The 25,633-nt window shown below is 36.7% G+C and carries 24 protein-coding genes; 9 read left to right on the top strand and 15 right to left on the bottom strand.

What is annotated here, in order from left to right; genetic code table 11:
• Positions 1–30: 30 nt before the first annotated feature.
• The 5 genes from H592_RS0114575 to dnaA all read right to left on the bottom strand — a co-directional run bounded on the left by H592_RS0114575 (position 31) and on the right by dnaA (position 8,248).
• Positions 31–1,878: a methyl-accepting chemotaxis protein gene (locus H592_RS0114575; protein ID WP_169727665.1), complete on the bottom strand. Its 1,848-nt coding sequence runs from the start codon at positions 1,876–1,878 to the stop codon at positions 31–33.
• 310 nt (positions 1,879–2,188) lie between these two features.
• Positions 2,189–4,618, bottom strand: coding sequence for a DNA topoisomerase (ATP-hydrolyzing) subunit B (gene gyrB, locus H592_RS0114570; protein ID WP_028869411.1), 2,430 nt, complete (start codon positions 4,616–4,618; stop codon positions 2,189–2,191).
• Between the two features lie 7 nt (positions 4,619–4,625).
• Positions 4,626–5,708 (bottom strand): DNA replication/repair protein RecF, encoded by a 1,083-nt coding sequence (gene recF / locus H592_RS0114565; protein WP_028869410.1) that lies wholly within the window; start codon positions 5,706–5,708, stop codon positions 4,626–4,628.
• A gap of 45 nt (positions 5,709–5,753) precedes the next feature.
• Entirely contained in the window at positions 5,754–6,857 is a 1,104-nt protein-coding gene (dnaN, locus tag H592_RS0114560) for a DNA polymerase III subunit beta (protein ID WP_028869409.1), read from the bottom strand.
• A gap of 14 nt (positions 6,858–6,871) precedes the next feature.
• Positions 6,872–8,248, bottom strand: a complete 1,377-nt coding sequence (dnaA, locus tag H592_RS0114555) for a chromosomal replication initiator protein DnaA (RefSeq protein ID WP_028869408.1) — start codon at positions 8,246–8,248, stop codon at positions 6,872–6,874.
• Between the two features lie 514 nt (positions 8,249–8,762).
• Between dnaA and rpmH the strand changes: the two genes are divergently transcribed.
• From rpmH to H592_RS0114525, 6 genes are all read left to right on the top strand, one after another.
• The gene (gene rpmH / locus H592_RS0114550; protein WP_028869407.1) at positions 8,763–8,897 is read left to right on the top strand and encodes a 50S ribosomal protein L34; all 135 of its coding nucleotides are present in this window, start codon (positions 8,763–8,765) and stop codon (positions 8,895–8,897) included.
• Positions 8,898–8,907: 10 nt separating this feature from the next.
• Entirely contained in the window at positions 8,908–9,264 is a 357-nt protein-coding gene (rnpA, locus tag H592_RS0114545) for a ribonuclease P protein component (protein WP_028869406.1), read from the top strand.
• Positions 9,231–9,494 carry a membrane protein insertion efficiency factor YidD gene (gene yidD / locus H592_RS0114540; RefSeq protein ID WP_028869405.1) on the top strand — a complete coding sequence of 88 codons (264 nt, stop codon included), beginning with the start codon at positions 9,231–9,233 and terminating at the stop codon, positions 9,492–9,494. Before rnpA ends, yidD begins: the two co-directional genes overlap by 34 nt.
• A gap of 14 nt (positions 9,495–9,508) precedes the next feature.
• Positions 9,509–11,176 carry a membrane protein insertase YidC gene (gene yidC, locus H592_RS0114535; RefSeq protein ID WP_028869404.1) on the top strand — a complete coding sequence of 556 codons (1,668 nt, stop codon included), beginning with the start codon at positions 9,509–9,511 and terminating at the stop codon, positions 11,174–11,176.
• 130 nt (positions 11,177–11,306) lie between these two features.
• Positions 11,307–12,674, top strand: coding sequence for a tRNA uridine-5-carboxymethylaminomethyl(34) synthesis GTPase MnmE (gene mnmE / locus H592_RS0114530; protein ID WP_028869403.1), 1,368 nt, complete (start codon positions 11,307–11,309; stop codon positions 12,672–12,674).
• Between the two features lie 268 nt (positions 12,675–12,942).
• Complete coding sequence (locus H592_RS0114525) at positions 12,943–13,845, top strand: porin (protein ID WP_028869402.1); 903 nt, start codon at positions 12,943–12,945, stop codon at positions 13,843–13,845.
• 1,284 nt (positions 13,846–15,129) lie between these two features.
• On the opposite strand, the gene H592_RS0114520 is transcribed toward H592_RS0114525, so the two are convergent.
• The gene (locus H592_RS0114520) at positions 15,130–16,041 is read right to left on the bottom strand and encodes a TIGR01777 family oxidoreductase (RefSeq protein WP_051369193.1); all 912 of its coding nucleotides are present in this window, start codon (positions 16,039–16,041) and stop codon (positions 15,130–15,132) included.
• 79 nt (positions 16,042–16,120) lie between these two features.
• Between H592_RS0114520 and H592_RS0114515 the strand changes: the two genes are divergently transcribed.
• From H592_RS0114515 to glpX, 3 genes are all read left to right on the top strand, one after another.
• Positions 16,121–16,705, top strand: coding sequence for an anthranilate synthase component II (locus tag H592_RS0114515; protein WP_028869400.1), 585 nt, complete (start codon positions 16,121–16,123; stop codon positions 16,703–16,705).
• A gap of 64 nt (positions 16,706–16,769) precedes the next feature.
• Positions 16,770–17,990, top strand: a complete 1,221-nt coding sequence (locus H592_RS0114510) for an aspartate aminotransferase family protein (RefSeq protein ID WP_028869399.1) — start codon at positions 16,770–16,772, stop codon at positions 17,988–17,990.
• Between the two features lie 71 nt (positions 17,991–18,061).
• Complete coding sequence (glpX, locus tag H592_RS0114505) at positions 18,062–19,072, top strand: class II fructose-bisphosphatase (protein ID WP_028869398.1); 1,011 nt, start codon at positions 18,062–18,064, stop codon at positions 19,070–19,072.
• 68 nt (positions 19,073–19,140) lie between these two features.
• Here the strand turns inward: glpX and coaA are convergent, their stop codons facing one another.
• From coaA to H592_RS0114460, 9 genes are all read right to left on the bottom strand, one after another.
• Positions 19,141–20,106: a type I pantothenate kinase gene (coaA, locus tag H592_RS0114500; RefSeq protein WP_028869397.1), complete on the bottom strand. Its 966-nt coding sequence runs from the start codon at positions 20,104–20,106 to the stop codon at positions 19,141–19,143.
• The gene (locus H592_RS0114495; RefSeq protein WP_245600436.1) at positions 20,099–20,743 is read right to left on the bottom strand and encodes a uridine kinase family protein; all 645 of its coding nucleotides are present in this window, start codon (positions 20,741–20,743) and stop codon (positions 20,099–20,101) included. Before H592_RS0114495 ends, coaA begins: the two co-directional genes overlap by 8 nt.
• A 108-nt stretch (positions 20,744–20,851) precedes the next feature.
• A complete protein-coding gene (locus H592_RS0114490; RefSeq protein WP_028869395.1) occupies positions 20,852–21,460 on the bottom strand; it encodes a thiol:disulfide interchange protein DsbA/DsbL in 609 nt (202 codons plus the stop codon).
• Between the two features lie 51 nt (positions 21,461–21,511).
• Positions 21,512–22,501: a serine/threonine protein kinase gene (locus H592_RS0114485; protein WP_028869394.1), complete on the bottom strand. Its 990-nt coding sequence runs from the start codon at positions 22,499–22,501 to the stop codon at positions 21,512–21,514.
• Between the two features lie 73 nt (positions 22,502–22,574).
• Entirely contained in the window at positions 22,575–23,978 is a 1,404-nt protein-coding gene (ccoG, locus tag H592_RS0114480; RefSeq protein ID WP_028869393.1) for a cytochrome c oxidase accessory protein CcoG, read from the bottom strand.
• A 336-nt stretch (positions 23,979–24,314) separates the two neighbouring features.
• A complete protein-coding gene (locus tag H592_RS0114475) occupies positions 24,315–24,683 on the bottom strand; it encodes a hypothetical protein (RefSeq protein WP_028869392.1) in 369 nt (122 codons plus the stop codon).
• A 130-nt stretch (positions 24,684–24,813) separates the two neighbouring features.
• The gene (locus tag H592_RS0114470; RefSeq protein WP_028869391.1) at positions 24,814–25,014 is read right to left on the bottom strand and encodes a DUF4250 domain-containing protein; all 201 of its coding nucleotides are present in this window, start codon (positions 25,012–25,014) and stop codon (positions 24,814–24,816) included.
• A 38-nt stretch (positions 25,015–25,052) separates the two neighbouring features.
• Positions 25,053–25,316, bottom strand: a complete 264-nt coding sequence (locus tag H592_RS0114465; protein WP_028869390.1) for a YihD family protein — start codon at positions 25,314–25,316, stop codon at positions 25,053–25,055.
• Positions 25,317–25,350: 34 nt separating this feature from the next.
• Positions 25,351–25,629: a DUF1488 family protein gene (locus H592_RS0114460; protein WP_028869389.1), complete on the bottom strand. Its 279-nt coding sequence runs from the start codon at positions 25,627–25,629 to the stop codon at positions 25,351–25,353.
• Positions 25,630–25,633: the final 4 nt, after the last annotated feature.

The following is a 25,633-nucleotide window of genomic DNA, read 5'->3' as shown; positions in this document are numbered from 1 at the left end:
CCTCTTTCCCTCTATTTCTTATTAATATTCTTAGTGTTTTAATTTTACTATCAATGAGTTTAATACTTCGCTGATTGTTTTAATGCTGGCACTTGATTGATTAATTTTTTGTAGATGTGTACTGACTTGATGAGTGTGCTTTTCAATCGTTTTCGTGTTTATTGCAACCTCATTAATAGTGATTGACTGCTGCTCTGTTGCGGTTGCTATAGTATTGTTATGTTCATATATACTATCAATAATATGGGAAACTGAATTTAGTTCTTCTTGTACTGATAAACTATGGTTTGCACAATCAATTGCTGCATTACTTTGTAATAACACCATCTCGTTTGCTTCAGTCGTTGTTGATAGTAAATGATCAATGATGGTTTGTATTTCTTTTGTGGAATGTGATGTTCTAATTGCTAAAGCACGTACTTCATCAGCTACTACAGCAAAGCCTCGGCCTTGCTCTCCTGCCCTAGCCGCTTCGATAGCTGCATTTAAAGCTAATAAGTTAGTTTGTTTAGATACGTTATTAATCACTTCTAATACATTATTAATAGAGGCAGTGTCGGCAGTTAATTTTGTTACTACTTTACTTAACGATAAAATATTATCAGATAGTTTTTGAGTTCTATTTACTTGTAACGCTAATGTTGTACTTGCCATATCAACTAGTTTAACGGCTTTATTTGTCTGCTGACAAGTTTCTGCTGCACTCTCGGTAACATCAGTAAATGAATTTGATAGAGCTAAAATGGAGTACGTTACTAACTCTGTTTGCTTTTGTTGCTGTTGACCGCTCTCTGCGGCTTGTAGAGTACGTTCTTGTAATAAGTTACTCTCTATTAAGGATTGTTCTGATTGTGCCTTTAAGGCACTTGTAAGGTCCATCAAATATCTTTGTAATTGCTCGCAACGGAGAGTCACTGAAGTGAATTCTGATAGTTGGCTTTTGATAGTGAATTTTTTACTAAAATTTCCCGTTGTTAATGCATCAAAAAATGGCAAAAGCTGGCGAATAAAATGTAAGCTTTTGAACTGTAGCCATGCAGATATTGTTAGGATCAAAATAAATATTAGTAACGTAAAGGTGCCAATTAATTTTACTTTTTTGGTTATTTCCTGTTTTTGTTGATCGACCACATTTGAATATAAGGTAAAACTTCGAACTAAATTATTTAACGCGAGTGTTATTTGTTCTTGGCTGCTCACTATGGCCGTTAATATTTTAGTTGTGTTGGTTAGTTCTTTGGGATAACGCCTAGTTAAACTGCTTAAATCATTAATGCTTTGCTTCGTTAAATCAACAGTCTCTGGCTCATCAAAACTAAATCCGTCGACTTCTTCTGTGGTATATAAAAGTAAACTAGGTAAAGCATCGAGTTGATCAATATTACTTTGAACTATTTCATTTTCTGTTAACAGTTGTTGTTTTGTTTGTGAATTATTTAGTTGTAAATAGCGTTGTCTTAATAACGCAATTTTTTGTAACTGTTGACTTAAAGTTAATAATTGTTGCAGATATTGTGTTTTAACTATCATGCTAACGTCGGATTTTTTAGTTAAAGCAATTAAATCAGATATTAGATCATGTCGTTCTACTTCGTTATTTATTAATAAAATTTCTGGATTTGCAGCCAATTTCCCTGCTGCTCTTGCCTGTTGAATCGCTTTCTGTAATTTTGTAATTAGTATAATGACTGAGTCTGATTGCCTTTGTTCAAGCCAGTCTATAGGTGTATCACGTAGTTTTTCTAGTTTATTACTTGCATCAAGTAATTTATTAGCATCACCTGAAGCAAGGTAATGTTGTAAAGAAAGTGCTACATCAGAGGCTAATTCCGATTTTATAGCATGGTAAGACTGATTGATTTGATATGGCTTATCCATCTCATGCCATGCCCATATTATAAAAGCACTGATGAGAATAAGTAATAAGGCAATACAACAAGAAATAAATTTTGTAAGTAAGTTAATTGACATTATGCGATGCTTATAAAAAAGTTAAAAGCAGAGCATACAACTTGAATATTGCAGTTATATTGCAAAAAATAACCATTTAGAGGTGTAAATGAGTTCTCTAGAAAGTGTAGAGTTTATTTAGATATATTTATCAATGGCATAAAAAATCCAGCTGCTAGGCTGGATTTTTATATTCTTCAATTTTAACAACCTTTAAAAGTTGCTAATTATATGAAGCTTAGATATCAATATTTCCGACACGTAGTGCATTTTTCTCGATAAATGCACGACGAGGCTCAACATGGTCACCCATTAAGGTTGTAAATAATTGGTCCGCACCAACAGCATCATCAACCGTCACTTGAAGCATGTGACGCGTACTAGGATCCATCGTTGTTTCCCATAGTTGACTTGGGTTCATCTCTCCCAGACCTTTATATCGTTGAATATATAAACCACGTTTTGATTCATGCATTAACCAGTTTACTGCTTCAATAAAGTTTTCCACTGGTTTAGTACGTTCACCACGTTGAATATAAGCACCTTCTTCTAATAGGTTCTGTATTTCTACACCTAAAGCAACTAATGATTTGTATTCAATTGAACCAAAGAACTCTTCATCAAAAGTATAAATAGTATCAACACCATGTTTACGTACAGTAAACAAAATTTTGTTGGTTAATTCATCTTCTGACTTAACGACATTAGCTTTATAGATGGTCCCTTCTAAATCTTGGCGGTTTAACACCTCAATAATAGTTTCCATCCATGTTGTTACTTTATCTGCATTCACTAGATCTTCAGCTTTTAATTCAGGCTGATAGATCAGTTTATCCAATACAACATTTGGGTAACGACGTGTTAAGCGAACAATCGTTTCTTGTGCAGTACGATAACGTTCAATCATACCTTGTAAAAATAAGCCGGTGATACCAGGTGCATCAGCACTTACGTGTAAAGATGCGCCTTCCATTGCGAGAGCAGTTAAGTAAGCTTGTAACGCTGGATCATCTTTTAGGTATTGCTCTTGCTTGCCTTTTTTCACTTTATAAAGCGGTGGTTGAGCAATGTAAATGTAACCATTTTCAATTAACTCAGGCATTTGACGATAGAAGAACGTTAATAATAGCGTACGAATGTGAGAACCATCGACGTCGGCATCGGTCATGATGATGATGCGATGATAACGGGTTTTCTCTGGGTTATATTCGTCGCGGCCAATACCACAACCTAATGCTGTAATTAGCGTTGCTACTTCTTGTGAAGATAACATCTTATCAAAGCGTGCTTTTTCAACGTTAAGAATTTTACCCTTAAGCGGTAAAATAGCTTGGTTCTTACGAGATCGGCCTTGTTTCGCACTTCCGCCAGCCGAGTCCCCTTCCACTATATATAGTTCAGAAAGTGCAGGGTCTTTTTCTTGACAATCTGCCAATTTACCCGGTAAACCTGCTAGATCTAATGCGCCTTTACGACGAGTCATATCACGTGCTTTACGAGCTGCTTCACGTGCGCGTGCGGCATCAACAATTTTACCAACAATGATTTTTGCTTCCGTTGGGTTCTCTAGTAAGAACTCTTGCAAGCGTTCATTCATTGCACCTTCAACAATTGGTCTTACTTCAGATGACACTAAACGGTCTTTTGTTTGTGAAGAGAATTTTGGATCGGGCACTTTAACAGAAATAACCGCTGTTAAACCTTCACGTGAATCACCACCTTCAGTCGAGGTTTTGTTCTTATTGTTTTTAACTTTTGCTAGTTCTTTCTCAATGTACGAGTTTAAGGTACGCGTTAATGCACCGCGGAAACCCGTTAAGTGAGAACCACCATCACGTTGAGGAATATTGTTGGTGAAACAGTAAATATTTTCTTGGAAACCATCATTCCATTGCATTGCAACTTCAACTGCAGTGCCATCTTCATGTTCTGTATTAAAGTGGAATATTTTATTATGTACTGGTGTTTTGTTCTTATTTAAATATTCAACAAAAGCGTGTATACCACCTTCATAATGGAAATGATCTGCTTTATCTTCTTCACGTTTATCTATTAATTTAATAGATACACCAGAATTCAAAAATGATAATTCACGTAAGCGTTTAGCTAAAATGTCATATTGAAATGTCACATTTGAGAAGGTCGATGGGCTAGGCCAAAAACGAATCTCTGTACCGGTTTGATCTGTATCACCGATAACCGCGATTGGCGCTTCTGGCTCACCTTTTGCGTAAGTTTGTTGGTGAATATTACCGCTACGCTTAACCGTCAAACGTAGTTTGTCAGATAATGCATTTACTACCGATACACCTACACCGTGTAATCCACCAGATACTTTATAAGAGTTATCATCGAATTTACCACCGGCGTGTAACACGGTCATTATTACTTCAGCTGCAGAAACACCTTCTTCTTCGTGCATATCAACTGGAATACCACGGCCATCATCACGTACTGATACACTGCCGTCAGTATGGATAGTACAAATAATATCGCTACAGTGGCCTGCTAGAGCTTCATCGATTGAGTTATCTAATACCTCAAAAACCATGTGGTGTAGACCCGTACCGTCATCGGTATCACCGATATACATGCCAGGGCGTTTGCGAACCGCATCTAACCCTTTTAGTACTTTAATACTTGACGAATCATAACTATTCTCAGCCATAAAACTTTCACCTTTCTACTGTAATTTTACCCTGTTTCACGTGAAACAGAGTGCGTTCTTGCGTAAATAAATCTCCGATGCTCTGCGCTGAAATAGCGCTAATAAACACCTGAGCATCGGACTCTATAATATGTTTTGCTAATAGTGTTTGCTTGTTGCTATCGAGTTCAGAACTGAAGTCATCAATTAAAAAAACACACTGCTTATTGTCGATGGAATTTAAAAACAACCCTTGTGCTAAACGTAATGCATAAACAAGTAGCTTTAACTGCCCTCTCGATAAAACATCAGAAACAGGTAAGTTATTGATTTTTAATTTTAAATCCGCCTTTTGTGGACCAATACTTGTATAACCTAATTGCTTATCTCGATGAAAATTGTCGGATAAATATTGTGCTAACGGCTTATTGTTTTTGTCCCAACCACAAAAAAATTGACTCTTGATAGTAAACTCGGGCAGAAAATCTGCAATAGTTTGTACTATTAAAGGCTCTAATTTCGCAAAGTAATCGGCTCTCTGTGCGCTTATTTGCTCACTCAAGACACAAAGTTCATTATCCCATACTTGAAGCTCTTTGTAAGCGTTACATTGCTTTAAAGCGGCATTCCTTTGTTTTAAAAGTCGCTTTATGCGAGACCAGTTACTATAAAACAAAGGATCATGATAAAAAACGCCCCAATCTAAATAAGCACGGCGATTTTTAGGACTTCCTGATAATAAAGAATAGCTTTCAGGCGTGATTAATTGCATCGGAATGTATTGTGTTAATGACGCTAACTTCTTAACTATCTGACCATCGATTTTAAGGGTAGTTTCACCGCCTCTCGACTTTTGTAAACCGATTGGAAAAACGCGCTGCTGGAAATTGATTTCGCTATAAAGTGTAAAATGAGCTTGGTCGTGTTGAATAACTCTATTGGTTAAATGAGTTCGAAAAGAACGGCCTAATCCAAGTAGGTAGATAGCTTCCAGTAATGACGATTTGCCACTACCATTTTCACCAACAATTAAATTAATTTTGCAGTCAAAGATGAGTGTAGCGGAGTCGATATTACGGAATTGGTTAATGATTAATTTCTGTAATGACATTAATCAATTCCTTAAATAAAACGTGATAGGTGCAATTGTTAATCGTTAAAGGCGCATTGGCATTAATACGTATAGTGAGTCATCACTATCAAGAGATTCTATCAAAGCACTGTGATCAGATGTACTGAAGGTGATTTTTACTTGTTCGCTTTTCAAGGTGTTTAATACATCCAATACATAACTTACATTAAAACCTATTTCTAACTCTGCAGAATGATAATCTACATCGATATACTCTTCTGCTTCTTCTCGTTCTGGATTATTGGCGGTAATTTTTAATAAGTTTTCAGATAGTGTTAAGCGCACACCGCGGAATTTTTCATTGGATAAAATGGCTGCGCGAGTGAAAGCTTGTTTTAGCGTTTCACGACTAGATATTAATTCTTTATCACCATTTCGCGGAATAACACGTCGGTAATCAGGAAAACGTCCATCGACTAATTTAGTGGTGAATACAAATCCATCAATCACAGCACGTAAGTTGTTTTTACCTAATTGAATGGTAACGTTAGCTTGCTCTTTATCTAATAGCTTAACCAGTTCTAAGACCCCTTTTCGAGGCACAATAACGGATTGCTCTTCAATCGCTTGGTCAATATTAATAGAACAGGATGCTAAGCGATGCCCATCAGTAGAAACACTACGTAAAGTATTACCTGACACTTCAAAGAACATACCATTCAAGTAATAACGGACATCTTGGCTAGCCATTGCAAACTGCGTGAATTCAATGAGCTTTTTAAATTCATTTTGCGGTACGGTTAATTCGATCAAACTTTGCCATGTTTCAATATTTGGAAAGTCAATCGAAGGTAAGGTTGAAAGTAAATAACGGCTTCGACCAGATCGAACAGTTACCCGTTCATTTTTTACTTCAAAAGTGACTTCACAGGGATCGGCTAATCCGCGACAAATATCTAATAATTTACGCGCTGGTACAGTAATTGCACCATCTTCAGATGCTAGATCTAATGGAATTTGTGCCATTAATTCTACTTCTAAATCTGTACCCGTTAGGTTTAAAAAGTTATCTTTTACTTCAATCAGTATGTTACCCATAATAGGTAAAGCTGGGCGCCCGCCCGCAACTGAGCCGACTACTAATTGTAGTGGGCGTAATAAAACTTCACGAGAGATAGTAAATTTCATCAGATAACCTTTTCTTACATGGACAATGTGCGGATAAGTATTTTGTAGTCTTCTTGAATATCATTATTTTCACGACGCAATTCTTCTACTTTGCGGCAAGCATGCAATACCGTGGTATGGTCTCGACCGCCAAATGCTTCACCAATTTCAGGTAAGCTATGTTGGGTTAACTCTTTTGCTAATGCCATGGCTATTTGACGTGGACGAGCGACCGTACGAGTACGACGTTTTGAGGACATATCAGAAATTTTTATACGATAGTGCTCAGCGACGACTTTTTGAATGTTATCAACCGTAGTTTGTTTGGTATGAACTGCTAACATATCACGCAGTGCATCTTGTACTAGCGGAATAGTAATATCCTGCCCTGTAAATTGTGCTTTTGCTGAAATATTCGCAATCGCCCCTTCTAAAACACGTACATCGGTAATAGTTAATCGTTTTGCGATAAAGAAGGCAACATCATCGGGTAAATGTAAACCACGCTCTTCCGCTTTAGTAATTAAGATTGCAACACGCGTTTCTAATTCTGGCGGATCAATTGGAATTGATAATCCCCAACCAAAACGTGTACGTAGTCGTTCATCAATCCCTTCAATTTCTTTAGGGAAACGGTCACTGGTTAAAATTACTTGTTGATGCGCATCTAACATTGAGTTAAATGTTTGGAATAATACTTCTTGAGATCGGTCTTTACCTGCGAAAAAATGAATATCATCGATTAATAGTGCATCTAACGACGCGTAATATTCTTTAAATTGCTCAATGGTATTATTACGGATTGAATTGATCATATCTTGAACAAAACGTTCTGAACGAATATACACAACTTTGCTGTCAGGATTTTCTGCCACAATGGCATTACCCACGGCATGTAATAAATGTGTTTTACCTAAACCTGGATGTGCATATAAAAATAATGGGTTATAAACATCACCAGGATTTTCTGCAATTTGTTGTGTTGTTGCAATTGCAAAATTATTTGATTTACCTTCTACAAAGTTATCAAATGTATATTTTTTAATTAAATTGCTTTTATGCGCAACAGTTGGTGACTTTGACTCACCTTCCCACGGTTGGTTAGTATTTAAAACAGGCGCTGCTTTTTGTGCCGCTGGTTTATTAGCTGCAGCATTTGCAGTACCGACTAATAAACGTATCTTTATAGTTTGATTGGCATCTATTGCGTGGATTAATGTTTGTAATTTAGTCTCAATGATATCCATATACTTTTCACGTACCCACTCACTGGTATATTTATTTGGTGAGTATAATGACAGTACATTATTATCATATTCTGCCTGTAGAGGACGTAACCAAGTGCTAAAGTCTCCTGCTGATAGCTCATCTTTTAATTGTGCTAAACATTCTTGCCAAATAGCGAGGGACATCGTCGAACTCCAGTAGATACATTAGGGCGGATAATTCTACCGACAAGAGCGGCATTACGCCATAAGATCTGTTAACAAAAAGAAAAAAAAGATCCTTGTATTTTGTTGCATTCAATGTTTAAAGCATCCACAAGCATGTAACTAGGTAGCATCTGGCATCTCGTACTTTATCCACAACAAGATAGTTTAGCCATTCAGAAATAAAGCTTGACAAGATCGCGGAAGATCCTTGCTAATTAGCGCTGCTTATATATAATCTTGCCACCCTAACTTTTGAGTTTGGCTCGTAGAGATAATTTATCTTCTTAGTATCAATTTCTAAGGAGTATGAATTTAATCTGCCAGAAAGAAGCATCTCTGATTGACTTTTAGTCGATCAATCAATAGAATTCGCTCTCTTTTTAATCGGCTAATGCTTTTAATTATTCTTGCCTGGTTACTTTTCGAAGTAATTAAGCTTATTTTTTAAAAAAACTAGCTACTGTACAGTACTTAACAATAAGTGGAAAAGAGCATGAAACGTACTTTTCAACCAAGCAACATCAAGCGTAAGCGTTCACACGGTTTTAGAACTCGTATGGCGACTAAGAACGGTCGTGCCGTATTAGCTCGTCGTCGTGCTAAAGGCCGCGCTAGCTTAAGCGCATAATTTACCAGACGTGGTGAATTATTCGTTTTCTCGGGAGTTACGTTTGTTAACTCCCGAAGATTTTCAACCTGTATTTAAAAATGCTATTCCGGCAGTATCTCCACACTTAACTCTTCTTGCTAGAAAAAATACCCTAGAACACCCTCGTATTGGTATGGCTATTCCTAAAAAGCACATTAAACATGCTGTAGGACGTAATCGTATCCGTCGCATTGTAAGAGATCATTTCCGCCTTCAACAACATGAGCTTCCAAACATCGATATCGTCGTCGTTGCCAAAGCTGGTATTGCTGATTTATCAAATCAAGAACTTCATAAAGTATTGGATAAGTTATGGCGAAAATTAGTGCAGCGTTGCAATGGATAGCAATTAAATGTATTCGTGGTTATCAGTTAGTTATTAGTCCTATGATTGGACCTCGTTGCCGATTTACGCCAACTTGTTCACATTATGCGATAGAAGCAATTAAGAGTCATGGTATGATAAAAGGATGTTGGCTAGCGGCTTGTCGTCTTGTAAAATGTCATCCTTTTCATGAAGGGGGATATGATCCTGTACCTCCTTGTTGCGCTACTAAAAATAAACCTAAACCTTAGAGATAAAATACGTTATGGAATCACAACGCAATTTACTTTTCCTCGCACTCTTGTTTGTTAGCTTCTTGCTATATCAAGCCTGGGTTGTTGAGCAAAACCCTCAGCCAATTGCTGCTGCGCAAACGACTGAACAAAGCACTACAACACAATCATCAGTTCCATCGACTAGTAATCATAGTGCTGATATACCAACTTCATCAGATGATACTGCTTCTGTACAAGTACCAACACAAGCATCAACTAACGCGATTGCTGTTTTAGCTAACGATCAATTACGTTTAGAAATTACTTTAGTAGGTGGTGATGTCATTGTTGCTGATTTAATCGGTCATGATGATTCATTAGATTCAGGTGTTCCATTTCGTTTATTAGAAAATGATAATGGCTTTACCTACATCGCGCAAAGCGGTCTAATTGGAAAGCAAGGCCCGGATGCAAATCCTAAAGGACGCCCTTTCTATAGCGTTGATAAGACTGAAAATGTTATCTCTGAAGGCCAAGACTCGGTTTCTACTGCATTACGCTATGTAGATCAAGCTGGTAACGTATTTATTAAAACGTTCACATTAAACCGTGGCGAATTCAATGTACATGTAGATTATACTATTGAAAATAAATCAGATAGTGAAATCAATGTTCAGTTATACGGGCAGTTAAAAGAATCATTAGAAGAGCATTCTACAAATCTAATGATGCCGGTTTATCGTGGTGGTGCTTACTCCACAACTGATACTAAATACAGTAAATACAAATATGACGAAATGGTTGAACGTAACCTGAACAAATCAACTGAAGGTGGTTGGGTTGCAATGTTACAGCACTATTTTGTTTCTGCTTGGATCCCGTCTCCAACAGACAATAATTTGTTGTACAGTAATATTATCCAGAATAAAGATGCGGCCATTGGTTTTAAATCTCCAATTAAAACTATCGCACCTAACAGCACTGAAAAATTTGCTACTAACCTTTGGATAGGTCCTAAATTACAAGAAGAAATGGCACAAGTTGGTGAGAACTTAGACTTAACTGTAGATTACGGTTGGTTATGGTGGCTTGCACAACCGTTATTTAAATTGTTGTTATTCTTCCAAGGTATTGTTGGTAACTGGGGTGTGGCAATTATTTTGATCACCTTTACAGTTAAAGGTGTGTTATACCCACTGACTAAAGCGCAATATACGTCAATGGCTAAAATGCGTTTACTACAACCTAAAATCCAAGCATTACGTGATCGTTACGGTGAAGACCGTCAAAAAGTATCAAAAGCAATGATGGAAATGTATAAAGAAGAGAAAGTGAACCCATTAGGCGGTTGTTTCCCTATCTTATTACAAATGCCAATATTCATCGCTTTATACTGGTCATTAATGGAAGCGGTTGAATTACGCCATGCACCATTTATGTTCTGGATCCAAGATTTGTCAGTACAAGACCCATTCTACATACTGCCAATTCTAATGGGTGTAAGTATGTTCTTCATTCAAAAAATGTCTCCTGCTACGGTTCAAGACCCAATGCAGCAGAAAATAATGAAGTTTATGCCTGTTGTCTTTACTTTCTTCTTCTTGTGGTTCCCTGCAGGTCTAGTACTTTACTGGCTAATGAGTAACATCGTGACATTAGTACAGCAAACTATTATTTACCGTCAGTTTGAAAAGCAAGGTTTAGGACATAAAAAATAGTTTAACTATTTAACTATTTAACTATTTAACTTTTGCATAAAGCATCATAAATAATTATATTATTTAATCATTGAGAAAAGGCGACTATAATAGTCGCCTTTTTTATTGCCTTTATTTTTAGGAACAGAACATGATAAAAGCGACTGATACTATTGTTGCACAAGCAACTGCACCTGGCCGTGGCGGCGTTGGCATTGTGCGTGTTTCTGGGCCTGATGCAGAAGCGGTTGCACAGATTGTTTTAGGTAAACTACCTAAAGTACGTTACGCGGAATACCTGCCTTTTCACGATCAAAATAATGAAGTCCTAGACCAAGGTATTGCATTATTATTTAAAGGACCGAATTCATTTACCGGTGAAGATGTCTTAGAATTACAAGGTCATGGTGGCCCAGTGGTGATGGATATGCTGATCAAAGCTGTTTTAACTATTAAAAATCTTCGTAGCGCTAACCCTGGTGAGTTCTCAGAGCGAGCATTTATGAATGACAAGCTTGATTTAGCACAAGCAGAAGCGATTTCAGACTTAATTGAAGCTAGCTCAGAGCAAGCTGCTAGAAGTGCTTTACATTCATTACAGGGGGAGTTTTCCAATAAAGTAAATGAACTGGTTGAAAGCCTTATCTATTTGCGAATTTATGTGGAAGCTTCCATTGATTTTCCCGAAGAGGAAGTTGATTTTTTAAGTGATGGAAAAATTGCTAGCGATTTATACAAAATTATAGACAACCTAAGCGCCGTTAAAGAACAAGCTAAGCAAGGTGCTATTTTACGTGATGGAATGAAGGTGGTGATTGCTGGGCGACCTAATGCTGGTAAATCAAGCCTATTAAATACCTTAGTGGGCAAAGAAAGTGCGATTGTGACAGATATTGCCGGTACAACACGAGACGTGATGCGAGAGCATATTCATATCGATGGTATGCCATTGCATATAATTGACACTGCTGGCTTGCGTGAAGGTGCTGATGAAGTGGAACGTATCGGTATTGAACGAGCGTGGACTGAAATTAATAATGCCGATCGTATTTTGTTTATGCTGGATGCCACCACGACAGACGCAGAGGATCCACGCGAAATCTGGCCTGATTTTATTGATCGTTTACCGAATAATGTAGGCTTAACCGTGGTGCGCAATAAAGCCGATCTAACAGGTGAAACATTGGTCACAACAGAGCATGATAATCATCCTGTTTACCGTATTTCGGCTAAAACTGGTTTGGGTGTCGATGATTTAAAACAACACCTTAAAGATATTATGGGGTATCAAGGTAATACTGGAGGTGGGTTTATGGCAAGAAGACGCCATTTAGAAGCCATTGACCGAGCTGAACAACATTTATTAGAAGGTAAAGTGCAGCTTGAAGAATACCAAGCCGGTGAATTATTAGCAGAAGAGTTACGTTTAACACAGCAACATTTAAGCGAAATCACAGGGGAATTTACTTCTGATGATTTATTAGGACGTATTTTTTCTAGTTTCTGTATTGGTAAATAAAGGTTTAAAATCTATTTTATTAAACCGCCTATCTGGCGGTTTTTTTATCTTAAAAATTTTAATGCCTTGAAGTAAGACAAATACTCGCGACTTGATTCTAACAAGCCTAAATATTATTTAAAATAAATTGAACTTTTTTAAAAATCATTAATATTAGTAATATTTTTGTCATACAAAATCCCTAGACTGCTTCTCCGTGAACAGCACTTAGCTGTTGAACAAAAATTATATTCCTTAGATATTATTTTAAATAAAACACGGATGAATCATGAAAAAAACATTATTAGCAACAGCAATTCTAGCAACCGTAGTGTCAGCAACGGCAAACTCTGCAACAGTATATGACAAAGACGGTACAACGCTAAAAGTAGGTGGTCGTGCTGAAGTACGTGCTGAGTTTATTGATAATGATGAAGGCTCGATTACTGATGAAAGTCGCGCTCGCATTAACTTTGGTGGTGAAACTAAAATTTCAGAATCATTAACAGGTTTTGGTTTCATGGAATATGAGATTAAACCAGGTGAAGAAGCTAAAAACCGTTATTTATTCGCCGGTTTCGCAACTGAATTTGGTAAATTTTCTTACGGTCGTCAAGATACAGCGAATGTACAAGTATCTGACATGACTGATATTGCTTCTTATCATTCCGGTATTCAGCAAGTATTTGATGCTTCATCGGATAAAGAAGATAATACTTTTCTTTACTCGAACAAGTTAACGGATCAATTAACGCTACAAGCTAACTATACGGCGAGTGATGTTGATGATAGTGATTCATATGCTATCTCTGGTCTGTATGAGTTCGATTTTGGTTTAGCGCTTGCTGCTTCTTACACTGATACAGAAGCAGACCAAAACCAAGCAACATTAGGTGCTGCATATACACTAGATAATCTATATGTTGCTGTTACCTACGCGATGGGGGATATTGATGCTGATAATGATTTCAGATCGATAGAAGCAGCCGTTCAATATAAATTTACCAAAGAGTTTCGCATGATAGGTATTATTGGGCAGGCAGAAGAAGCGGATGTAGATACAGAAGACTTTTACGCAATAGAAGCACAATACCGATTTAATAAATCCATTCGAACTTATGTTTCCTACGCACTCAACAACCTCGATGACAGTGACGATTCATTAATTGCAGGTGTTCGTTATAATTTTTAATGACAACTACAACAGCATTCATAAACAATCTCGGCACTGCCGAGATTGTTTTATTTTAAGGAGGATTGCAATCTGTGTAGCAATACTATTTTTTTACTAATTATACCAATCTAAGAAATTATCTAGTCATTTATGCTTGTTAAAATGAATCCTAGGTTCGTTGTTGATTTTGTAATGAGAATAACTAGTTGCTGCAATCAGTGCCTTGCTATCATTCATTTTCCCTAACGCCTAAATAGACCATTTATTTATCCAGATAAGTATTAAAAAGAGTATTTCTGTTTTTCATTCAGTATTAATAGCTAGCGATTATTCAAACATCCCCTTGGTGCTACTTTTTCTCTCTTCGTGATTGTTCATTTAATTCGGTCGAATATATAACGGGACAATCAAATATCATATTTTATGACTTTATTTTTTTAGACTAGTTAGCCCTTCAGTTTACATTACTTCACGATTTCTCAATTTTTGAGTTTTTATCGATTGGGATGATTGGAGGTATTTCTGCCCCTTTAAGGGCAATTTTGACAAAATTAGAGTGTTAAATGAAGAAGTATAACCTGCATAAGCACTCCTTATTTTTCGATTTAACTGCATAATAAAGCAACAAAAATTGATCCTATTCACCCATTTGCAATGATTTTTTAATCAAATAGTCCGCATTACTTAGCTTTACTGTTTTTCTTCTACTATTTTTTTGTGAGACATTGACCATTGCAAGTAGGGGAAATAGCACTATTTATTAGGTTTATTTAGCTAGTCATACAAATAAAAATAACGTTAAGGTATTGATTTATAATCTTTTGATTGTTTTTTGTTCGTGTAAGCCAATAATTAATGCAAATAAAACTGCAATTATTAATTAACAAAGACGTAATATTCATCTCGCAAACGGGGAGTTGATTTACAGGATGTAGACATCAAACCATCGCATTGTCAGGATGACAATAGGACCTCTCAGGATGAGAGTTTATAAAACAGGATGTTTTATAGTCATGGAAGAAAAGGACACTCTAGGATAGAGTTTTTAGTATCTACTAGGATTGTGGATATTAAGTCAAGATGACAAAGAAGGACACCTCCTAAGGAAAGGGAGATGATGGATAAACAGGATGTTATCTAATACGGATGTTACAAGGACGAGCCCAAAGGAGTTGGGAAGTGGACGCCTAGTATGGCATGGTCAAAAGGATGTAACGCATGGAGCATCAACTATCACGGATTCGATAGAGAGACTAAATTAAGGGCAGCTTCGGCTGCCCTTTCCTTTTTCTGCTTTTTAATTCACGCTAACTGGCTTTTCAAGCTATCTTCTAATAACTCATACTTAAATTTAAACCCTGCTTTTATCAATTTTGTTGGTCGAACATTAGTGCTCGATAATAATAATTCTTCTCCCATTTGTGCAAATAAAATCTTTACCATCAATGCTGGTAATGGGAATATACAAGGTCGTTTTAAAGTGTTGGCCAATATGACTGAAAAAGTTTGGTTATCAACGGGGTTTGGAGCAACTAGATTAACAGGCCCTGACAAAGAATGATGTTGCATAATAAATAAAATGGCATTCAACTCGTCTTGTAAGTCTATCCAGCTCATCATTTGTTTACCACTACCTATTCTCCCTCCCACTCCCATTTTAAAAGGTGTTAGCATTTTAGCTAATGCTCCGTCTTTTTTACTCAAAACGATACCAGTACGTATATTAACAACACGAGTCTTAGTTTGATCGACTTGTTGACTAACACATTCCCATTGTGATGCTAATTGGCTGACAAAGTCGGTACCTTTAACTGATTTCTCATCGACGGGTTGTTGACCACTATTACCGTAAAATCCAATCGCAGAAGCACAAATAAATAAGGTGGGAGGTGTGGCAGAATTATTGATGTAATCGACCATTAATTGAGTTGATTGTAAGCGGCTTTTGCTTATTTTTTCTTTAACTTTATCGGTCCAACGTGACTTCGCTATATTCTCTCCAGCTAAATGAATAATGATGTCTGGATTAGGGTGTCCGTTTAGCTGTATTTCTTGGGCTTGAATATTCCAATAAGGTGAAGAGGTATTAGGAGTACGAGTTAAGGTATAAACATTGTAACCATGAGTGTTTAAAAGCGAGACTAATGAACTACCGATTAAACCTGATGAGCCAGTGATCAGTACATTTATTTTATTTTCAGTTACTTTACTCATAGTCACTCCTTAATCTTATTAGGACTACATACGTTAGTAATGATAAAATGGATCTTTATTTTTTAGATGAACCAGAATTATGCTGTTAATGATCGATAATTATGACTCCTTTACTTATAACTTAGTTCAGTATTTTGGTGAGCTACAGCAGAAAGTGATCATTAAACGCAATGACCAAATTAGTTTACAGGAAATTGCTGACCTAAACCCTGAGCATATCGTTATTTCCCCAGGGCCTTGTACACCTAATGAAGCGGGAGTGTCGTTAGCAACCATTGAGCGTTTTGCAGGGCAAATTCCAATCCTAGGGGTGTGTTTAGGGCATCAAAGTATTGCGCAGGTTTTTGGTGCTAATGTGATTCGTGCAAATAAAGTAATGCATGGTAAAAATTCATTGATTAAACATGATAATAGAGGGGTATTTAAAGGATTGAATAACCCATTAGATGTCACTCGCTACCATAGCTTAATTGTGCAGGAAGGGAGTTTGCCCGCTTGTTTTGATGTTTCTGCAAGAGTTATCCAGAGTCAGGAAATTATGGCGATTCGTCATAAAGAGTTTGCCTTAGAGGGGGTACAATTCCATCCTGAAAGTATTCGATCTGAGCAAGGTTTAATGCTGCTTAATAATTTTATTAATCAAGATCTTGGATTGTCAAAATAAGTGCGTATATTAACCATTTATTAGGTCATTTTATTCATGTTTTAGCCAGTTAAAGGAACTCTTTATGTCAAACACTCACATTACACGTTCGCTATTTGATCAAGTTATGGTGCCAAACTATGCTCCGTTAGAAATGATCCCTGTGCGCGGTGAAGGTTCGCGAGTGTGGGATCAACAAGATAATGAATATATTGATTTAACTGGTGGTATCGCTGTTAATGCTTTAGGTCATGCCCACCCTGAATTGATACAAGCTTTGACTGAGCAAGCGAAAAAGTTATGGCATGTCAGTAATATATATACAAATGAGCCAGCGCTAAGCTTGGCACAAAAATTAGTGGATAATACGTTTGCCGAAAAGGTGTTTTTTGCAAACTCCGGTGCTGAAGCGAATGAAGCTGCATTAAAATTGGCTCGTCGAGTTGCATTTGATAAATATGGCATAGATAAAACTGAAATCATCGCTTTTTACCAAGGTTTTCATGGTCGTACATTCTTTACCGTTACTGCTGGTGGACAAGCCTCTTATTCCGATGGTTTTGGTCCTAAACCTGCCGCTATTACGCACCTTGAATACAATGATATAAATGCACTTGAAAAAGTCATTTCAGATAAAACTTGTGCGGTTATTTTAGAGCCATTGCAAGGTGAAGGTGGTGTTTTACCGATCACGCCTGAATTTGCACAAAGGGTAAGAGCATTGTGTGATAAACATAATGCGTTAATGATTTTTGATGAAGTGCAAACAGGTATGGGTAGAACTGGTAACTTGTTTGCTTATATGGGGTTAGGTGTCACTCCTGATGTATTGACGTCAGCTAAAGCACTGGGCTCAGGCTTTCCTATAGCAGCAATGCTAACTAAAACCTGTTTTGCAGAACACTTAACCGCTGGTACTCATGGTACAACATTTGGTGGTAATCCACTTGCTTGTGCCGTTGCCGGCAAGGCCTTTGACCTTATTAACACAGAAACAATGTTAACGGGTGTAAAACACAAAGAAAAACTAATACGTCAACACCTACAAGCCATTAACGATGAGTTTTCTATCTTTAAAGAAGTTCGTGGTGCAGGTTTATTGTTAGGTGCCGTATTAAATGAACAATATCAAGATCAAGCTAAAGTTTTCTTTTTAGAGGCTGCTAAGCAAGGTCTACTTATTTTAGTGGCGGGGGCAAATGTACTGCGTTTTGTACCAGCTTTAAATATTTCAGATGACTTAATCGAGCAAGCAATGCTGAAATTAAAACAAGCAGTAAAAAATATCGTCAATAAAGATACTTAAGAGCAAGGTTGTCATTCTGTAAATGAATGACGTTTTGCTTCAATTAGATTTAAAAACTGGGAGCTCATAAGATGAGACGCGAATTAGCAATAGAATTTTCTCGAGTAACGGAAGCGGCTGCATTAGCAGGATACAAATGGTTAGGCCGAGGTGATAAAAACACCGCCGATGGTGCTGCTGTAGAGGCAATGCGCCTTATATTTAACCAAATAGATATTGACGGTGAAATTGTTATTGGTGAAGGCGAAATCGATGAAGCGCCAATGTTATATATTGGTGAACATGTGGGTACTGGTGTAGGTGATGCGGTTGATATTGCTGTAGATCCGATTGAAGGCACTCGAATGACTGCAATGGGACAATCAAACGCATTAGCAGTACTTGCCGTTGGTGAAAAGGGTAGCTTCTTACGTGCACCAGATATGTATATGGAAAAGCTTATTGTTGGTCCTAATGCTAAAGATGCGATTGATTTAGAGCGCTCACTAGAGCAAAACTTAAAAGCGATTGCATTTGCCCTAGGTAAATCATTATCTGAATTAACCGTCGCTACGTTAGCAAAACCACGCCATGATCGTATCATCAAAGATATGCAGGGTATGGGTGTACGTGTATTCGCAATTCCTGATGGTGATGTAGCGATCTCTGTATTGGCCTGTATGCCAGATAACCAAGTTGATGTGTTGTATTGTATTGGCGGAGCCCCTGAAGGTGTTATTTCAGCGGCTGTAGTACGTGCTCTGGATGGTAATATGCAAGCACGCCTTATTCCTCGTCCAATGGTTAAAGAGCCGACAGAAGAGAATATTCGCATTGGTAAAGAAGAAGTTGCTCGTTGTGAAGCTGTAGGCATTGAAGTTAATAAAGTCTTAAAACTTGAAGACTTAGTGAAAAATGATAACGTTATTTTCTCGGCAACGGGTATTACTAAAGGCGATTTAGTAGAAGGTGTTTCTGTTAACGGACGTTTAGCGACGACTGAAACATTATTGGTACGTGGTAAATCACGTACAGTGCGCCGTATTCATTCAACACATTATTTAGACCGTAAAGATCCAAACTTAAAAGATATTATCCTTTAACGGTTTGTTACTTAATAAAAAAGGCGCCTAGTGTGCCTTTTTTGTATCTATCGTATTTATAATAAATATTATTTTCGTAACTTAACCTGGCTCACTTGATGATTAATCGATTTTTTTAGAATTAAATTAGCTCGGTCACGGGTGGGGCGAATATTTTCTTCTAAATTAATCCCGTTAATTTCATCCCAAATTTTGCCTGCTATTGAGATAGCTTCACGTTCAGTCATTTTTGAATAGCTATGAAAATAAGCATTTGGATCAGTAAATGCACCTTCTCTAAATTTCAGAAAACGTTGAATATACCAAGTTTTTAAGAGCTCTGTATCAGCATCAACGAAGATAGAAAAATCAACAAAATCAGAGACAAATACTCGATGAGATTGTTCTGGATCGTTTAATGCCGCAGTTTGCAATACATTCAAACCCTCTAAAATAACAATATCAGGCTGTTCAAATTGCAATGACTGATCCGGAATAATATCGTAGGTTAAGTGTGAATAAATTGGTGCAGTTATTTTCTTTTTACCCGATTTAATCGCTGAGACAAATTCGATTAACGCTTTAATATCAAAGCTTTCAGGAAAACCTTTACGATGCATTAAATTACGAGCCACTAAATCTTTATTAGGGCGTAAAAAACCATCAGTTGTTACGAGGGCAACTTTAGGATGCTCTGGCCAACGTGATAATAAGGCCTGTAAAATACGTGCCGAAGTACTTTTTCCAACGGCAACACTCCCAGCAATACCGATAATATAAGGTACTTTTTCATTATGCGCATCAAGGAATTTATCACGTACAGTATGTCGATATTGGCGTGCACCCACATATAAGTTTAATAAACGAGAAAGTGGTAAATAGATATCTATCACTTCCTGCATTGATAAGGACTCATTGATACCTTGTAATTGGGTGATATCCTCTTCTGACAGCGTTAATTTAACATTGTCTCGTAAATGCGCCCATTCATTACGCTCAAAGTGCATATAAGCGCTAAGCAAGCTTTGTTGGTTGAATGCCGCATGATTACTCATTAGGTACTGCGCTTGTTTCTTCGAAATAAATAGATTTGCTGTTACCAATTGGGTCATCGGCATAAAGGTGGTATTGCCCTGCAGGCTTAATTAGTAACTCAAATAGATTAACCAGTGCCTCTTGAGACTCTTCAATATTAGCTTGTTCATGTAGGCGTTTAAGAGCTGTATCAAAATTACTTTTTACCCAACAACTATAATCATAGAGATCTAAATACGCCTCTTGTAATAGATAAACACCTTCGATCAAGATGATATCTATATTATCAAAGTTATAATCTACTTTACGCGGGCATTCTGCATCGTCTAAGTTGACTGATGTTTTAATGCTACCAAATAATTTCAAAGGTAGTACTAACTCTTCAAACATTTCGTCAAAGCGATAAGCATTTAAATAATATTCTTCGGGGCTGTTCATGACGTTAAAGCGAATGCTTTTACTCGCTTCCCAATCATCAGTATGAATAACCGCTACATTTAAACCATCTAATCTTAGGGCTGCGGCTATTTTTTCGGTTAATGCACGTTTGCCACTGCCTTCAATACCACTAATAGCAACAACTTGTGCTTTGGTGGATTCTTTATGGTTGTGTAGTTCTTTAATAGCACTTTTCATTTGTGCCGCATTATTAAACATGGTTTTCAACGATCATCTCCCTATCTAGACGGCGCTATTATGCCACAAAAATGAAAAAAGCCACTAAAGTGGCTTTTAATTTTAGATAAGGATACTTTAGTGCCTGATTTAATCAGTTTTTTTAGTTAAAAATGTCACTAATTCAACGAACTCAGCAGTGCTTCTCACTGATCCTGTATTTACTTTATATTTACCATTAACAATCAGTGTTGGTACACCGCGAACTTTAAAGTTTTCAGTATTACGTTTCATTTGTGAAGCAAGGCCGTTAACGGGGAAACTAGCTAAAGCACCTTTTGCTTCCTCTTCAGATACACCGGCTTTATCAAAAATAGCTAGGATATCTTTTTCACCATTAATAGGTTTACGTTGTGTATGTATTTGATCAAAGATAATACTAGTCACTTCTTCTTTAACATCTAATAGATCAGCTGCAGCGAAGGCTTTAGTTACTTCTGGACCCATGTTACCACCTAAGAAGTTAACGTGATTTTTCTTAACCGCTACATCAGCTGGTAATTCGCTTTGTAATGTTTTCATTAGGGGTTCAAATTTAAAACAATGTGGGCAATAAAAAGAGAAAAACTCTAAAACTTCAGGCTTTTCTGTGGCTGTTTGTTTAATAACATCATAATGCGTGCCTTCTTTGAAATCAGCCGCGTTTACACTTAACGGTAATAAGAATAAGCCGATTAATAGAGCAAAAACCTTTTTCATATTTGTTCCTTTATTGTATTTAGAGTCGTAATTAGTATTTATTATTTTTAATTAGTACTGTGGTTGAAGTGTTAAAGGTGCTTCATCCAATAATAATAACTGTTGTTGCAAGGATTGTAGCAAGTCTTTCCAGTATTGGTCAGTTATAAACCATGGAAAGTTTCGAGAAAATGCCGGATCTGTCCACCTATTGTTGATCCAGCTCACATAATTGATGATGCGCATTGTGCGTAACGCCTCAATATACGGCAATTGTTTGGTATCGAAGTCAAATTCTTCTTGGTATCCTTCTAAAATCATTGATAACTGTAGTTGTTGTTCACTACGGTCTCCATTTAGTAACATCCAAATATCTTGTATTGCAGGGCCCATTTTACAATCATCAAAGTCGACCCAATAAGGCAGATCTTCTTTTAGCAATATATTACTCGCATGTGCATCACCATGAATGGCAATCAATTTTAATTTAGTAGGATTAGTCGCTTTTATTTTTTGTTGAATTTGCTCAATGACAGTGAAAAGAGGGGATTTAACAGTATTCGGTATATATTCACAGCTTTTTAAGTCATTTAAGGCTTGTTCAATGGTGGTGACCATATCGAAATTTGGTCGAGTGGTAAATTGATGCTGAGAGCCGATTTTATGTAATTTTCCTAAAGCTATACCTACATCATATAAACTATCAATATTATCAACTGCTAGAGTGCGAGCAGAGAGGTTATTAAATAAGGCAAAATGATAGCCTGCAAACGAGTGTAAGGTTTTGTCATCAAACATAAGTGGTACAGAGAGATTTAAACCCGATGCTAATAAGCGTTGACTAAATGCATGGTCTTCTAATAATTGTTGCTCGTTCCAACGTCTTGGACGATAGAATTTAACCACATAACGCTGTTTATTCTCATCACTAAATGAGTAAACGCGGTTCTCATAAGAATTTAACGCTAATAAACCTGTTTCAGGATAAATTCCAATGCTTGCTAAGGCGTCCAACTGACACTCGGGTGTCAACTTTCGATAGCTTAAAGGTTCGTTTTGCATTCTTTTCTCCAACAAAAAAAAGGCGCAACTAACAATTAGCGCGCCTTAATAAGGTTAATTTAACAGTATTTACTTACAAGCCAAGAAAGAATGAAGCATCTTGTTGGATTACTTCGTCGCTATCATCTACGTTAGTTAGTTTGATAGTAATAGTTCTTTTTTTCTCTTTAATATCATAAGGGTCAACAGCAATGGAAATTGGTTGAGTAAAAATTTCTCCAGAGCTTATAGTTACTTGCTTCGGCCCTATCATGGTCGCATCTTTTAACCCTGAAAAAGTAATATTGTAGGTCTGTGCTTGAATCGTTTTATTGAGTACTTTTAAGGTATAAGTATTTTCTATTAAACCATCAACGTTTTCACGATATAAAGAAGTTCTATCACGTAAAATTTCCATCTCTACTTTGGTTAATGTGGCTATATTAACAAAAAACAAGACAAGCATGACAACCAACATCAACCCATACCCAATGATTTTAGGGCGCATTAGCTTGGTTTTTTTACCTTCCAATATTTGTTCTGATGTGTATGAAATCAAACCCCTTGGATAACCCATTTTATCCATGGTTTCATCACAGGCATCAACACAGGCACCACAGTTAATGCATTCATATTGTAAGCCGTCACGAATATCTATGCCTGAAGGACATACTTGCACGCATAAATCACAATCAACACAGTCACCCAACTCAGTTTCTGAACGGTCTATTTTACGTGAACGAGGGCCGCGCTTTTCACCACGTGTCGCATCATAGCCAACACTATAAGTGTTCTTATCAAACATGGCAGATTGAAAGCGTGAATATGGACACATATGAATACAGAAAATAGAACGCATCCAACCCGCATTTGCATAGGTTGAGAAAGTAAATATAAACACCATTAATAAAACAAGCATGCTACTTTGACCGGTGAAAAAATCACGATAAAGCGTTTCAACAGGAACAAAATAAGAGCAAAAAGCAAGGGCAGTAAATAATGAAACTATTAACCAACCGGTGTGCTTCGCTGTTTTTCGCCATATTTTATTAAAACTCCACGGCATTTGATCAAGTCGTTTACGTTTATTAGCCGTGCCTTCAAAGCGTTCTTCGAACCATATAAAAATAAAGGTCCAAACTGTTTGTGGGCAAGTGTAACCACACCAAACTCGCCCTAAATAAGTGGTGAAGAAGAACAGGGCAAAGGCGGCTATTATAAATACCCATGCCAGCAAGGTTAGATCTTGAGGAAATAGAAGCATGTTAAAAAGATGAAATTGTTGCTTATCAACATCAAATAAAACAGCTTGATGTCCATCCCAACGGATCATAGGAATGGTGAGGAATAATAGAATTAAACCCCAACCTGTTAATTTACGAATTTTCTGAAAAAGGCCGTAAGCTGCACGCACATAAATACGATTGCTTGGATTAAAACGATCGGCACTTTCTTTATGAGTTGTCTTGATCTCTTTAATTTTAATTTTCTGCGTCATTTGTAAACACCTGCTGTAAATAATACCGCGATTATAAAGGAATTATGAGTGAATAAATGCAACAGATAAAACAAAAACTATGCTCAAATTACTGCTTTATAATAAATACTTAGCTATAAATAGTAATGATTATTGTTTAACTTATTTTTGCTCTGAATGAGCTTGATTTGGAAGATTAGTTCGCAGTTTGTTTAACAGTAGACAAATCATTATTAAATTTAAATCTTTGGGATAGATCATTTAACGAAGAAAATCGTGGTATTGCATGGTTTACTTTATTTTGAGCTGAAGTAATTAAAGCTTCGCAATAAACAAAGCTTTATTTAATACTAATGCTTATAGTGTTTCACTACAGCCTTTCGCACTCATTACTGGTATTGCAGTCGCTTTTGCTGTGTTGTAAGCACTGTCTAGTTTTACTTTTGTACTTTCAGTGCTGATACCTGCTGCTGTAAGCATGCTTGAACCTGACTCAAGGTTGGCTGCTTGTGCTTCGTAAGTAACAAAAGTTTGCTTGATTGCAGAGCAACTTAGACTAGGGAAGTTTGTATTAAGTAAGTTGCTTGTTAAGCTGCTAACAGAGCTAGTAGCGCCGTCAGTGGCAGAGGTCGCTGCTGAGTTAGCTGTTGAAGTAAGGTCTGAGCTAGTAGTTTGACAACCAGCTAGTAGGGCGCCACCTAATAAAATTAAAGCAATTTTTTTCATTTTTTAGTTCACTTATAGTTTAAAGAAATAGAAGTGTATTTTTTAAAATGAAAACAATCAATAAGGTAATAGGATGTTATTGATATAATATCCTATTACCGACTTACTAGGATTGCTTTGTTGATGACCTTTATTGCGGGGAATGTTGTTTAAACTGATGGTGCTCCTGATCATAAAAAAAGTCATGCTTTGCCAGTCTTTCTACTAGTAGTGACTTTTCAATTTCATAGGTAACACAGAGATCTTCAAGTGTTTCACTTTCATTTCTTAATTTCATATTAACGATGCTAAGCAGCATATTAACATCCATTTTTTTATAATTTTCTAACATTGCCTTCATCCTTTTTATTGATTAAGTCTATGTCCGTTTTATAATAAACCGCGTGCTTTTAATAATGCAGTTTGAAAGTCATCTTCACAATCTTTTGCTATGCCAGGAATCATGTCACCTTTTGCAGTTTGATCCATTTTTAAATGATAAATAATCACTTCATCTGTTAACTCTGCAACCGATTTATCAAACCCTGATTCAGTTGCTATTAACTGTAATACTTCTAATAAACTCAATTCTTGATTTTTTAACCAATAAGGCTTTATTAGCGCTAAAATTTCATTGATACGATGAGTTTGCATATATTAGACTCCTTGTAATGGATACATAACTTAATTAAGCCGTGATCAGGATTTCTCCATACTCACTAAAAGCTTGTTGATTAATTAACTCTTCTGCGAGATCTTCAATATCAAAACGAGCGCCATCAAATAACATTAATGCTAATTTTTCATTAGCTTTTATTGGCATACTAAATTGCTCACTTAATTTTTTTAATGTTTCCCAAGAGATAATACATCTAATTAAGTGCCCTTGGCATTGAGCTTGAAACTCTACTTGTTGTAACTGAGCGTTATAGTATTCGTTATCTGCAAAAATAATACTTTGATTCATATTA

Origin of the sequence: Psychromonas arctica DSM 14288 (assembly GCF_000482725.1) — a bacterium.
Lineage (GTDB): Bacteria > Pseudomonadota > Gammaproteobacteria > Enterobacterales > Psychromonadaceae > Psychromonas > Psychromonas arctica.
Note: the sequence above shows the minus strand (reverse complement) of the source record. Positions and strands in the feature narration are given on the sequence as shown.